Raw genomic sequence first — 13,359 nt, 5'->3', positions numbered from 1 at the left:
ACATGACTATTCCTAATATTTACTCTTTCAAAATAAAATAATCTAGACTTTGATGGCTATATCAACTGAAATTAGAAGGTAAAAATAGTTAATTTTTGCCTTTGAATTTCTTTCTGATTTTTCGTTCCTCTCTCGGAGGTTATATGAGCCAGAAAATTTTGATTGTTGACGATGAACCTAATATCGTAATTTTGATGGAACAAGCTTTGGAATTATTAGAAGATGAAGGAGTTGAGCTACTAACTGCCAGAAATGGGCAAGAAGCTTTGGAAACTATTAAAACAGAAAAACCAAACTTGGTATTTCTTGATGTAATGATGCCTAAAATGAGTGGTTTAGAAGTTTGTCAAATCGTTAAACATGACTTGCATATGGATGAAATATATATTGTTATGTTGACAGCGAAAGGGCAAGAATTTGATAAACAAAAAGGAATGGATGTTGGTGCTGATTTATATTTAACTAAACCATTTCGCCCTAAAGAGGTATTAGAGAAATCAATGCAGGTATTAGGATTTTGAATAAAAATTTATAATATAAAAGCAGTTTTTAGCACTTTTTAAGATTAGTCAGTTTCTTTAATATCATTCGTAAATATTAAATCCCCGACTTCTTGAAGAAGTCGGGGATTTAAGCAAGCATGGTTTTCACAAATATTCGTTAACTTTAACGTGAGTTCGACGGATGCTAAAAACCCCTCTCCAAACCTCTCCCCTGCAAGGAGAGAGGCTTTCAAAACTTGTTTTTTCGTTCAAAACTAGGAAGATTTATGCCCCTCTCCGCGTCGGAGAGGGGTTGGGGAGAGGTTCATCGAACTCACGTTAACTTTAAGCAACTACTACATTCTGGTGAGGTATCTTGACAGTAAATTTTGTACCTACTCCTACCTCACTGTCTACATAAATTTCTCCTTGATGCCTTTCTACGCATTTTTTCACAACTGCTAATCCTAAACCACTACCAGCGACGTTTTCAACATTTTCGCCGCGATAGAAAGGCTCATAAATTTTTGGCTGTTCTGCTAAAGGAATACCTATACCTTCATCTATTACCTGAAAAATTGTAAATTCTGTTTCAGCAGTTAAAATTAAGGAGATTTTACAATTAGCTTTAGAATATTTAATGGCATTTAAAAGTAAGTTACTCAGGATAGAATACAGTAATTTTTCATCTAAACTAACACGAAAGCAATTGCCCTGACTTCTAAACTCTATGGGGTGCGGGTTAGTGACAAATAACTGTAAGTCTTCTACTAAGTTTAGACAGAATGTTTCTACATTAATTAACTGAGGCTTATAATCTAATTTCCCAGATTCGGCTCTAGTTATGGTTAATATATCTGTTAAAAGATGATTCATTAATTTAGCTGAGGTCTGAATGCGATAAAGGTTTTTTAATTCAAGTTTGTTTACGATTTTTTCAAGTTTTTCTTTTAATAGCTGGGATGAGAGTAAAATTACACTTAAAGGTGTCCTAAATTCATGCGAAATCATCGAAAATAAATTAACTTTCAGTTCACCCAATTTTTTTTCCTGCGCGAGAGATGATTCCAAAGACTCAATTTTTTTCCGATTTATCCATTGACGTTCCAAAATAAAACATAAACTCAAAATTACAATTAGACTTAAAATTGTTCCTAAACACTCTATTTTAATTCTTAAATAAATACTGTTTTCTGATTGTTTTAGAGAACTATTCAAATAATGTTCTTCTTCAGCTTTAATATCTGCGGTCGCTCGCAAGATTTGTTCTCGCAGTTTGATACTGCGATCGGTAATATTAGTTTGCGTTTGAACTGCACTTTTGTCCTTTTGATAAAGCTCTATTGATTGTTGTAAAATAGTTAATCTTTGAATAACCAATAAGTTTAAGTTTGCAAATTTTTGTTTTTGGGTTAAGCTAGGATGCAGCTGTTTTTGGAGCAATTGAATTTCAGACTGCATATTTTTTACTTCATTTTGGTAACGTTCTAAATCTTCTTGATAACCCAAAAAAATATACCCTCGTCGTGCTGATTCCGCAGCCGTCATGGATGCATAAAAGTTAGTGAGAGTATTGAGAGTTAGGTAAGTATTTTGTACTTGGTTAGCACCTTGTCTAATTTCGTCCGTATTTTTAAGTGAAGCGAAGGTAACTAGTCCCATAAGTATTAAAGTTATGCCAAAGCCACCAAGAATCCATCTTCCTGGTAATAACATTTTCATAGATTCTTGTGTCATACGCTTCAAGTTAGTGATATTTTGCTGTTTTGCGAGAACAGTAATAAAGTAACCAAAACAGGGTTAGTGGTGCTTAGTGTGAGAAGGAGGGAAAAAGAAAGTTATATTTTTTGTACACCCAGAAGCGAAACCAAGAAGGGTTCAAGCCCCACTCCCAACCCCTACACCCTACACCCCACACCCCACACCCTTCTTCTTGACTTACACAGAAGAGTTCATACGTGATAAAGTTAGGCTGATGTCTTCCTGCCTGCCGCGAAATTAAGGATAAACTATGCGTATTCTCGTGGTTGAAGATGATGTTCAACTGGCAGAGGTACTGACCGAGGCTTTAAGCAGCCGTCAGTATGTGGTAGATATAGCCAAAGATGGCGAAGCAGCCTGGAACTCAGCAGAGTCTATGAAGTATGACTTAGTAGTGTTGGATGTCACCCTGCCAAGACTAGATGGTATAAGGTTTTGTCAACGCTTACGCACTACTGGGACAAATAACCCTGCACATCGAAATTCTCATGCACCAGTGCTAATGTTAACAGCCCGTGATACTGTAGCTGACAAAATTGCTGGGTTAGATGCAGGTGCAGATGATTATGTCGCAAAGCCGTTTGATTTAGAAGAGTTAATGGCGCGTGTACGTGCTTTACTCAGACGTGGTAGTTCTGCAACTACAGTAAGTTTGTCTTGGGAAAAACTTCACTTAAATCCTAGTACTTATGAAGTAACTTATGATAGTTTACCACTGTCATTAACTCCTAAAGAATTCGCAATTTTGGAGTTATTAGTTGCTAATGGTAGACGAGTATTGAGCCGTTCTAGCATTATTGAACAAGTTTGGTCAATCGATGATTCTCCTGTAGAAGAAACTGTCAGATCTCACATTAAATGTTTGCGACAAAAGCTGAAAGCTTTAGGTGCTTCGGAAAATTTTATTGAGACAGTGCATGGTTTAGGATATCGGCTGCAATAATAGCTTGATAATATTAGGTTAGACTGAGCAACCTGCACAAATTCTACACAACTTCTACACAGTGATTGCATAAGTAAGTTATATCTTTAGATTTGAGAAGCAGAGCAGGAAGACTCAAGTGTTCAATCACTGAACCAGGAGGATAATTGTGAATGACATGGAAGGACTCATATCGTGGATGGGTAATTGAACTAATACCATCCTCGCAAGGTTATCTATTTAAGTGTTGGATACCAGATGCACAAGTAGGAATTAGCAATAATTACATTTATCCAAGTCCTATTGATGCTATCAAAGCAGCGAGAAAAAGGGTAAGACTGGAGTCTGCAAGTTTAGTACTGATCCAGTTTATTAATGAATACCACCAAAGTGGGAATCTGAGCATTAAAGAGCATCTGGCTCTCACAAACTCGATTTTCGATTTCACTGCTTCAGCCAGTCAATCTTAAATTTGGTGATTTGGAACTTAGCGAATGATTAAGCAAATTCTCTGTTTCTATAAAAACACAACTAATCAAATTCAAATTGCTAGCCTTTCTCAACAATTTGAACAAGTAGTGTTTCCCGGAGAACAACTTTTATTTGAAGCTATTCCGGATGCTGAACTAAAAATTGAGTCAGAAGTAATAACAGGTGAAGTTGCTACCAATAAAGTTCCATGCCTCAATCTTCAAGTCTTAGAGTGAAGATGAGAGTTATTGAAACATTTATCCAGGGTGCAGAACCTTATAGTTGTTAATTTTCAGCCCATGAAGCCAACATTTTTTGCGAATTTGATATACTGCGATCGCGGCAGTGGTAGGTAAGAGAAATATACCAGGAGTTTACATCTAGCTTCACTTCTGTACTTACTCTAAAGTCGTAACGCACCAATTATCTAGGCGCGTTACGCTATTTTTTCCAAGGTAGTTTGGTACCCATTTCAGTTAAAGCCGAGAAAATTAGATAAAGCACAAGCAAGCCAACACCAGCAAAAAAAGCGATTAAATCATTATCCATAAATGTCATCCCAGAGAATAGGTTTGCAAGCATCTGAGTGTCCATATTTGATGATTATTTGTTGTTCTAATTTATACTGTAATTTCTATATTTTTAAAATTTATATCATTTTCTGATGGAAATGCATAGAAAGAACACCCCATAAACACCCCTTGACAACGGGTGTTTAACAAGGGTAGAAATAATATTTTGCTGATGAGTTCATCTCAGGAATTAAGCATAATAGCTGTGTAGCTTTCATAGAACCTCATCTTTTTGGGTGATAAACAATTCAACCAATTGGGTGAGCCAAGTGCAGGAGGTTTAGAGATAAAAGAAAAGAGATGCTGAACCTACTGAATGTTTACAGCTAAATTTTAACTTTAACTCAAAACAAACCTATGAAACTCTCAGCTTTAACCGCCTCTGTTCTTACAGTCACTTCTATAATTCTTTCTGCTGGTATTGCTTCTGCTCAAACAGATACAAACCGTAAACCTGTCGCAGAAGCAGCAATAAATACAGCAATTAACTCTGAGGTAATAGGCAGCAGTACCACTAATGCCAATTCTCTTAAACCATTTAATCTTGTTTACCTTGCTTATCAAGGTAATTTAAAAGCACAAGGTATTCCTAGTGGTAGCACTTTGATATTTGAAAATCAAATTGGCACTCTTAACGCTAAAGATTTAGTCAAAGCTGCTGTTAATGCTAATAAATTACCCTCTCAAATTTTGCAAGATAAAACTTACATAAGTGCAGTTGATGTACAACTTACATCATTACAAAGAAATTTCTTGCGTTAATTCCTAGAGTAGGGAACAGGAAACAGGTGACAGGGAACAGGAATGAAAGTCTTTATTCACCTGCAATCTTGTGTAATTAATCATAAAAAGGCAATGTTGAGCAGGAATATCGATGATTCATTAGGCTCAATGTTGCCTTTTAACGTCTGCATTGTCTACAACATTAACTTTGATTTCTTGTATCCAAAAACTTTAACTGATTATATAAACAACTAATTTGCAGTAAATTTACGCCTGCTGCTTGGGCTTTGCGTAATGGGTTGCCAAAAATAGCTTCTACTTCTAAAGGGCGATGTTCATCATAATCAATTTTCATACTGGTGCGATATGGCTTCATCTTGACTGTGTAATCAAGCATTGTTTCAATGAAGGCATCAGGAATTATGCGCCCAGTACTTTTTGCCCCTGCAACTACTTCATACATCAATTGTTCAACTAGTTGGCGAGTATTGGCATCTGCCATTAATTCATCAGTTCTGGCGTTGAGAATTACAGACAGCCCATTGTAGGGGATATTCCAGACTAATTTTTTCCACCGCGCCCATAATAAGTCTTCTGCTAATTCAATTGCTATACCAGTATTTTGAAAGTCATCAGCAATTTGCTGCATTCTGTGGGTAATTCCCGCAGCATTATAGTTATGGTCATATTCACCCAAGGTAATGTGTCCATAGTCTAAGTGGTGGATATGTCCTTGTCCAACTTTATTAGAACAGAGAAAACACAACCCCCCAATGACATTGACATTGCTAACAATGTGGGCAACTTCCTCTTCTATACCCAGCCCATTTTGTAATACTAAGACTACACCGCCATCTTTAACCACAGGCGGTAATAATTGCGGGAGTAAATGATTTTGCGTTGTTTTAAGCGCAACTATCGCCACGTCGCATTGTGGCATTTTTTCGACGTTGTTATAGGCGTTTACTTGCGGAAGGGTGAAGTCGCCATCTTTAGACTCGACGATTAAACCAAATTTGCTGACGTGTTCATAGTCACTCTTAAGTAAAAAGTGGACATCCAAACCAGCTTGTTGCAGTTTGGCACCGTAAAACCCACCTAATGCACCAGTTCCGATGATGGCGTACTTGCGATCGCGCATTTTTCCTACAAAGCAATTATCTTTATCATATGCCTCCATTGCACCTCAAACTAGGAGACACAGGCAAGTGCAGAATAAATAATTTCTATAGAATCTTAACTAAATTGGTTTTGTTTATGACCTTTAAACTTTTGTGTCAAAAAATTAACCTATTTTAATATAATTAACATCTATAACAGCAAATAGGTTAAAAAATATGGCTGATATTGTTGATATTGCAGTAAGTGCAGATTCTTTTAAAACTCTTGTAACTGCGGTACAGGTTGCTGGTTTAGTTGAAACATTAAAAAGCCCTGGGCCATTTACTGTATTTGCACCAAACGATGATGCTTTTGCTAAGTTACCCCCAGGAACTATTCAAACTCTAGTGCAAAATATACCTCAATTAACTAGAATTTTAAAATTTCATGTTGTGTCAGGAAAGCTCTCAAAGGCTGATTTAGCACAACTCGGTACAGTTACATCGGTCGAAGGTTCAACCATTAAAATAGATTGTTCTGATGGTTTTGAAGTCAAAAACGCTACAGTCTTAGCAGCAGATATAGAAGCCGATAACGGGATAATTCACGTTATTGATACAGTGATTTTGCCAGGTTAATCCTCTTTAGGTGGGAACCACCCACCTTGATTATTTTATTTTTTAATATTAACTATTTGCAATATTTATTTAATTTGACCTAATTTAATTTATGTAACATTAGCGGAGTATTTACTCTAAACTAAGTTATTGTTAGTGAGTATACATAAAAATGTACTTAATTAATTAATTTTAAGATGTTGATATTATCGAAATAAGTTAATGATAGATTTCAATTTCTTAGCTGAATTTTCCCGCGTTAACTGTATTGGTATTTGTGCCTTTCTCGTACCAGCAATTTTAATTGCCACGCTGCTAACAATTATTCTGACTGTATTACGTCGCCCTACATATCAATTGCAGTCAGTTGTTGGAATTGCTAGTATTTTGGCTGTGGTAATGATACTGCACGTCTATACTTGGTTTCTTGTAGGCGTAGTATTGGCTCCTACTTATATTCTATTGTCTCTAGCTATCACTTCTTTAGTCACTAATTTTACAGCAATTTTCGTCCACAAACACTTCATGAATAGCCCTAGTCTTGCAAATAAAATTTGAAATTGCATTAAATTGAATACTAAGCTTTAATAAGTTGAAGCACAGAAGAACATAGGTAGTATAACTATGTTCTTCTGTGATTTTTATTGACTTGTCTACTTTGATAAATAAATTATTAAATAGTCGATAACTGTGTGGACTAGAAATTAACTATTACAAGAGTGGATTCCAGACGGTTAATTTAATCCTTCTAATTACAGCTACCTTTATAAAGAAGGCTAAAATAAAGTTTTAGCCTTCTTTTTTAATGCACTTAACTTTAATAATTTAAAAATTAACCGAACTATATTAAGATTAAATCCGTATTTTTTAACGATTTAATGCATAAATATATACACTAATTATTGTTATTTAAATGCGGAATTTTATCATGTATTCGATAAAAAATATAATGAGAATATAGAGCAAAAGTAGCTTATTAATATAAGTTATTTCGATAATTAAAATATCATTTTATGTAGATATTAATCGTAAAATTTTGAGGCGAATAAATATGTGCAACACTTACTTTTCAGTGTTCAAATACTTTTTTTCATGGCTAAATGTTCTCTCATTTATAAGAGATATCATCTCAAGCCAAAACACAAACTACTACTGGCTCAAAAAAAGGAAGTTTTATGGATTTACAAGATTTGTTTAGAGATTGTGTGACTGAAATTTAAGATGATGAAGCATCTATGATTTCAGGAGGAGTAACTGTTGCTGGGCCTCCAGGACTTACAGAAAAAGCAGGTATCAAATTTGCTCTTGACAGACCTGGATTAATCAAAAATATTAGAGAAGGCAATGGATTTGCGGGTGACAAGGCTGGAAATGGTGCTAATTCCGGTGGGCCTGGTAATAATGGAACGTGAGTTCGACTGAGCTAAAAAACCCCTCTCCAAACCTCTCCCCCTGTGGGGGAGAGGCTTTGAAACCCTTATCTTTCGTTGAAATATCACAATGTTTTAGCCCCTCTCCGCGTCGGAGCGAAAAGTTGAGCCAGTGCGTTGGACGGGTTCCCCGGCATAAAGCAACTGGCGTTGCGCGTCCGGGTTTCCCGGCGCAAAACTTTTCAAGACAGAGGGGTTGGGGAGAGGTTCATCGAACTCACGTTAATGGATGGAAAGTTGTCACTTTTAGTTAGTAATCAATGAACTACTCCACCCTCATCGCAATAGGGTGGGGTTAGGTTCCATCGAATTCATGTTAAATAAAATAAAAGTTTTGATTTATTAATTACCTATACCCGTCAAAGTAAACGCTGCCCAATAATAAGGATGATTATAAGGCTGTTTATCTGGAACTATTTTGCTCAGTCTATATAAATGTGTTGCTAAATAAGTTCTAATTCTTAATTCATTAGGATGCAGAGATTTGATTAAGTCTTCATACCATTTAGTTAATTCTCTGGCTGTGACTTCTTGTAACCATGTGGTTGCTTCTGTTAATGCAGTCGCTGGTGATTTATTAGCTTGGAGTCGGCGATAAAACTCAATGATTAATAAAGCACTAGCAGATGATTCTACATTCCAAAGGGTACTAACTACGCGCGGTGTTGCTGCACAGAGAAAACCGTTGACTAAAGAAACATATTCGGTAGTAATATTTTGGTTACTAAAACCAGTAAATCTGCACGCTGAAAGAATGGCTAAGTTGTAACTAATAAGATTTTTTTGATATATTTCATCTAGTGTGAGCTTATCTTTACCTGCTAATGCTAATTCTGACTTTGTAGGTTCAATCAAATTGTTTATAACTTGACCCGTAAAATGGAAAATGTTGTAATCATCAGCTAAGGCATTTTCGACAATATTTTTAGTAGCTGCTTCCTCTTGGATACGTTGAGGTAGAGCAAACATTTGACTGATAACTTGTGATTCTAACTTGGCAAATTTTGGCGCGATGTAATCTGCACTTGTAGGTGACTCTACGCTGATTAATTTTTGCTCTGAGAGTTGCCCAATACTTTTAGGTGGTAAGTTTAAACCTGTTTGGATGCTAGGCAAATAAGTAATAGTAAATTTTGATTCGGGACTTGCTATTTCTGCCTCAGAATCAGCAAGATTAAACAGCATATGCAAAGGTAATCTGTGCATATCCCGGTGCGGAATCAAAATCAGATTTGTTATCCCCTCAAGTTCCTGGGTAATGCTGGAGATTTCCAAGATTTTTTGCAAATCAACTAGCCTTTGTTGCATCTGCGATCGCCAGGGATGATTGCTTTTAGTTTGTGGGTCGTGGGCTTTATCATAATAATCGTGATATCCTTGGCTCCAATCTTCCAGCCAGTTCTCAAAAGCAATCAGCCTTCTTGCTGCTTCGGGTAACGGCAATTCTTGTAGAGGCGTGGTAGTTCCCTCGAAAGATATGTGACCTTGTTCTTGTACGGGTATGAACAATAAAATCGGCGATGGTGCTTCATCTTTAATAATGAAGGTATGCAAGGCGGCGGGACTAATATGCCAGTAAATAATGGCAGTTGTGGGATTAAGTAGCTGTTGAACTGTGCGATAGTTGGGTGAATATATTTCATCCTGCCAGCCAAACAGCAACCACTGTAAACAAGTATTTTTTCCCTGTTCTGCCAGTTCCCAAGCTTCTACCAAATCACCAGACTCGACAAAAAAGTCAACTGCCAATTGCCCAATTGGGGCAAATTTCAACGCCAACTGTTTTTTATTCTCATCGGTGCGAGTCGAATCATTCAGAAGTTGTTGCAAGAAGTTCGCAGCCCGTTGTTGTAATTCCTGTGCTTGTGTAGTTTGTCCTAAACTCAACAGAGTTTTGATTAAAGATTGCAGTATTTCTAAATGCAACAAGGGAAAACCTTGCCAGCTAAGAGTTAATAGTGCTTGATTAAACGCAACTACTGCCTTACGCCAATTGTGGCGGGATGTAGGTTGTTTTTTACCTTGCTCGTAGTAAGTATTACCAATGGCAAAATGTAATCTGCCCCAACCTTCGGGGTGAGTGTCTGGGCGGATATGCTTTAACCCTTGTTCGTAGCTGGCGATTTTGCCTGCATAACCGCCTTGCTGTAAGCCGAGACTGTTGGCAGCCATGTTATTTAACAAATGTGCCGGCGTATCAATACTAGTTACATGACCAACGGCTGCACCCCGTCCAATCCAAGCTTCCCAATAGTCGAGTTTGATGTTTAAGGCGTTGTCATAAGAAACGATCGCCTCGCTGTATCTTGCTAAATAAAATAGTGCTACTGCTTGGTTGTACCAAGCTAGATGAAAGTCTGGTTTAATCGCTATGGCTTTTTTATAGGATGCGATCGCTTCTTCGCGCTTGCCTAAGTTATCCAGCGCGACACCTCGGTTATACCAAGCTAAATAAAAATCTGGTTGACTAGAAAGGGCTTTGTCCCAAGAAGCGATCGCTTCTGACCACTGTTGTAAATTAAACAGCACTACACCCCGGTCAATCCAGACTTCGTAATAGTCTGGTTGCAGTTCCAAAGCTTGGTTGTAGGATGCGATCGCATCTTCATAATGTTCGGTGACAGCTAAAGCAATGCCTCGGTAATACCATGTTTCCGGGTCTTGGGGTTCTAATTCTAAGGCGCGGTCATAAGAAGCGATCGCTTCCCAAATTTGACCTAATTTCAGCAGTGCTAAAGCCTTGCTAGCCCAAGCTTCTGCGTAATTTGGCTGGATTTCTATCGCCCGATTAAAAGATGCGATCGCTTCTTCAAACAGTCCTAATTCCCCCAGAGTTCCGCCCCGGTTGTACCAAGCTTTATAGTGGTCTTGTTTCAGGTCGATAGCTGTATCATACGCAGCCACAGCTTCAGCAAAACGTTCTAAGTGGAAAAGCGTCAAACCTCGATTAAACCAATATTCATGAGACTGTGGTTGCAATTCGATAGCGCGGTCATAAGATGCGATCGCCCCTATTAAATCTCCACTTTTGGCTTGTTGCAGACCTTGATAAAACCAGGCTTGTGCTTGGATAGGGGTATTTGCCGGATTAGTTTTGGTAGCCGGAGATTGGCTGTGTTGGGTTGTCAGATTCACTGCTAACTGCTGCACTAAATGGGCGCTTTGCTCCAACCTGACAAACAGTTCATCTAGGGTGTAGGCGACATTTGGAGCTAAATTTGCTAAAGATTGATCCCAAGAGTTCCCTGGGGATAAGTTCGTTGAGCTGGGTGCCGATCTAACGATTCTGGTATATTCTGGATATTCCAATAACAATTGGGTTAAATCACCAATCACATCTTCTTCCGATGGAGGAAGAAACGCCACTGCTGCGGACGTGGTAAATGTCTCTTCTGTATCTATCGAACGAGATTGCGCTATTTCCGTTGGAGTTTCCTGTGGTGATATGGTGGTGAATTCTGGTTCTGGATATTCCCACAATGATTCTGGAGTAACTTCCGTTGTCGCTTGCTGGGATGAGGTAGTGGTAAATTCTTCTGGATACTCCCAAGCAGATGCGTCAGTTTCTTGATCTGAAGTAGCAGCATCTTCTTCTGGATCTTCCCACAGTGATGCTGGATCTATTGAATTTTCCTGCGGTCGAGCAGATTCTTCCTGTGAGTAATTCCACGCTGTTTCCTCTGATGATGGAACAAATTGTTCCCCTGTATACTCCCAAACTAGTTCTTCTACATTTTCAGTAGAAACTTCCAGAGATGTTGTGTCTGCGACTTGTTGAGATGTTTCTTCCTCATACTCCCAGAGTGTTTCGCCTAAGTTGCGGAGTAGATTTTGTCCAGGAGAATTAGGCAGAATTTCTTCACTATCAGCAGTAGTTGCAGTAGCTGGCTCCTCAACTTCTTCATTCCATTCGTCGGTATTCCGCGTCATTATTCGGATACCAATGTCATAGGAAAGTTCTCCAACTTTGCCGATATTGAGTTCACCAAGTTCAACCATCTGCATGGCTAACTGCTGGTTGGGAACAGGAGAGATGAGCAATTTTTCGCCGAATTCCAGTAGCCAATCTATCCAACGCTTAGTACTAATGCGGTCTTCCATGCGTTGTAGATACTTAATTGCCCACTGTTGCCCTCGTCCTTGATGCACACCTTCTAGCAGTTGGGTATACAGAAGTTCTAAATCCCCATTAGTTAATTCAGGAGGTGGTTCCCCCACCTTCTGTTCTCTTAGAGGTTGTGTATGCTTACTAACTGGTTGATTTGAATGTGTTTTAAGCCACTGCCATAGCTGCGTGAGCATCTGCACATACTCTGAGGTTTTGTTTATCCTAGATTGTAGCTATCGTTGTGTCAAAAAGATAAATATTTAGGTGAAACCTACTGCTACTAGCAGGTTTTCCGGGTAGATGTTTATCAAAAATATACAAAACTTTGTCAGTTTTCATGCTGAACTGGAAGCTAACAGTTAAAAGAAAAATCTTTTGCTGTTGTACTTGTTACTTTTAATTTAGTCAAGCTTGAGCTTCATCTGAATTTGACTCATTAGGAGTGTAGTATTGATTAATCAATTCCTTAATAATAACTTCTGGATCATCTGACTCAATTGCCAGCTGCTGGGCAATCTGCTGGCGTAAATCATGGTCTTCCTGCATCATGCCAAACAATTGCTCTAAGGTGACGGTTTGGTAATCGCCTTCGGCAGCAGCGTTTCCTGCTATTTCTGCTTCGCCTGCTTGTGGGTAGCTTTCTGGTGCGGCGAAAGTGTTAACAGCATCAGGCCCGTCATACTCCCATACAGGTTCAGCAGAATTACGTGTTAACAACTGCATTCCAATTTGGTAAGCCAGATCTCCGATTTCACCCACACCTAAATCACCCAATTGTACTAACCGCGATGCTAGTTCATTATTGGGTGTGGCTGCTGCTAACAAGCGATCGCCAAAACGCCGTAACCACTCTAGCCAACGTTCTTTTGGCACACGGTGTTCAATGTTTTGTAGCCACTTAATCGCCCAAGCTTGCCCTCGCGCCTGATTTACGCCTTCTAGGAGTTCTGTGAATAAAAATTCTAAATCTGTATCGCCCAGAGGTGGTGCTGGTTCTGTTTCGACGCTAATTGTTGCTTTTTTTGAAGTTGGTTTTCTGCCAAATAAGCTTTGGAAGAGCTTTTTGAGCCATTGAACGAACCGCTTGAGCATTTCTCCCACCATAAAGTATTGTGTACTTTAAGATTGTAGCGATCGCTCTAACTCAAGGCTGAAGTGTGAAGTGTGAAGTA

General features: G+C 38.4%; 13 protein-coding genes. 8 read left to right on the top strand and 5 right to left on the bottom strand.

Annotation, left to right across the window (positions count from 1 at the left end; genetic code table 11):
• Positions 1-143: 143 nt before the first annotated feature.
• Complete coding sequence (locus H6G76_RS09630; protein ID WP_190698974.1) at positions 144-521, top strand: response regulator transcription factor; 378 nt, start codon at positions 144-146, stop codon at positions 519-521.
• A 306-nt stretch (positions 522-827) separates the two neighbouring features.
• Here H6G76_RS09630 and H6G76_RS09625 read toward each other — a convergent pair whose 3' ends face one another.
• Entirely contained in the window at positions 828-2,219 is a 1,392-nt protein-coding gene (locus H6G76_RS09625; protein WP_242056360.1) for an ATP-binding protein, read from the bottom strand.
• 274 nt (positions 2,220-2,493) lie between these two features.
• Here H6G76_RS09625 and H6G76_RS09620 point away from each other — a divergent pair, with 274 nt between their 5' ends.
• From H6G76_RS09620 to H6G76_RS36550, 3 genes are all read left to right on the top strand, one after another.
• A complete protein-coding gene (locus H6G76_RS09620) occupies positions 2,494-3,186 on the top strand; it encodes a response regulator transcription factor (RefSeq protein ID WP_190698971.1) in 693 nt (230 codons plus the stop codon).
• 152 nt (positions 3,187-3,338) lie between these two features.
• On the top strand, positions 3,339-3,635 hold the full coding sequence (locus tag H6G76_RS36555) for a hypothetical protein (RefSeq protein ID WP_199337312.1): 297 nt from the start codon (positions 3,339-3,341) through the stop codon (positions 3,633-3,635).
• 24 nt (positions 3,636-3,659) lie between these two features.
• Positions 3,660-3,872, top strand: coding sequence for a DUF1830 domain-containing protein (locus H6G76_RS36550; RefSeq protein ID WP_199337311.1), 213 nt, complete (start codon positions 3,660-3,662; stop codon positions 3,870-3,872).
• 205 nt (positions 3,873-4,077) lie between these two features.
• On the opposite strand, the gene H6G76_RS09610 is transcribed toward H6G76_RS36550, so the two are convergent.
• Entirely contained in the window at positions 4,078-4,218 is a 141-nt protein-coding gene (locus H6G76_RS09610; protein WP_190699281.1) for a hypothetical protein, read from the bottom strand.
• A 347-nt stretch (positions 4,219-4,565) separates the two neighbouring features.
• Here H6G76_RS09610 and H6G76_RS09605 point away from each other — a divergent pair, with 347 nt between their 5' ends.
• Complete coding sequence (locus H6G76_RS09605; RefSeq protein ID WP_190698969.1) at positions 4,566-4,970, top strand: hypothetical protein; 405 nt, start codon at positions 4,566-4,568, stop codon at positions 4,968-4,970.
• Between the two features lie 163 nt (positions 4,971-5,133).
• Here the strand turns inward: H6G76_RS09605 and H6G76_RS09600 are convergent, their stop codons facing one another.
• A complete protein-coding gene (locus H6G76_RS09600) occupies positions 5,134-6,072 on the bottom strand; it encodes a putative 2-dehydropantoate 2-reductase (RefSeq protein WP_190699253.1) in 939 nt (312 codons plus the stop codon).
• 196 nt (positions 6,073-6,268) lie between these two features.
• Between H6G76_RS09600 and H6G76_RS09595 the strand changes: the two genes are divergently transcribed.
• The 3 genes from H6G76_RS09595 (at position 6,269) to H6G76_RS09585 (ending at position 8,061) form a co-directional block, all read left to right on the top strand.
• Positions 6,269-6,670: a fasciclin domain-containing protein gene (locus H6G76_RS09595; RefSeq protein ID WP_190698966.1), complete on the top strand. Its 402-nt coding sequence runs from the start codon at positions 6,269-6,271 to the stop codon at positions 6,668-6,670.
• 201 nt (positions 6,671-6,871) lie between these two features.
• The gene (locus H6G76_RS09590) at positions 6,872-7,207 is read left to right on the top strand and encodes a hypothetical protein (protein ID WP_190698963.1); all 336 of its coding nucleotides are present in this window, start codon (positions 6,872-6,874) and stop codon (positions 7,205-7,207) included.
• Positions 7,208-7,884: 677 nt separating this feature from the next.
• Positions 7,885-8,061 carry a hypothetical protein gene (locus H6G76_RS09585; protein WP_190698962.1) on the top strand — a complete coding sequence of 59 codons (177 nt, stop codon included), beginning with the start codon at positions 7,885-7,887 and terminating at the stop codon, positions 8,059-8,061.
• Between the two features lie 360 nt (positions 8,062-8,421).
• Here H6G76_RS09585 and H6G76_RS09580 read toward each other — a convergent pair whose 3' ends face one another.
• Both H6G76_RS09580 and H6G76_RS09575 read right to left on the bottom strand, forming a co-directional pair.
• The gene (locus H6G76_RS09580; RefSeq protein WP_190698959.1) at positions 8,422-12,381 is read right to left on the bottom strand and encodes a CHAT domain-containing protein; all 3,960 of its coding nucleotides are present in this window, start codon (positions 12,379-12,381) and stop codon (positions 8,422-8,424) included.
• Between the two features lie 211 nt (positions 12,382-12,592).
• On the bottom strand, positions 12,593-13,291 hold the full coding sequence (locus tag H6G76_RS09575) for a hypothetical protein (protein WP_242056359.1): 699 nt from the start codon (positions 13,289-13,291) through the stop codon (positions 12,593-12,595).
• Between the last annotated feature and the right edge of the window lie 68 nt (positions 13,292-13,359).

This window comes from Nostoc sp. FACHB-152 (genome assembly GCF_014697475.1).
Taxonomy (GTDB): Bacteria; Cyanobacteriota; Cyanobacteriia; order Cyanobacteriales; family Nostocaceae; genus Nostoc_B.
This window is presented reverse-complemented; position numbering and strand designations above follow the sequence as displayed.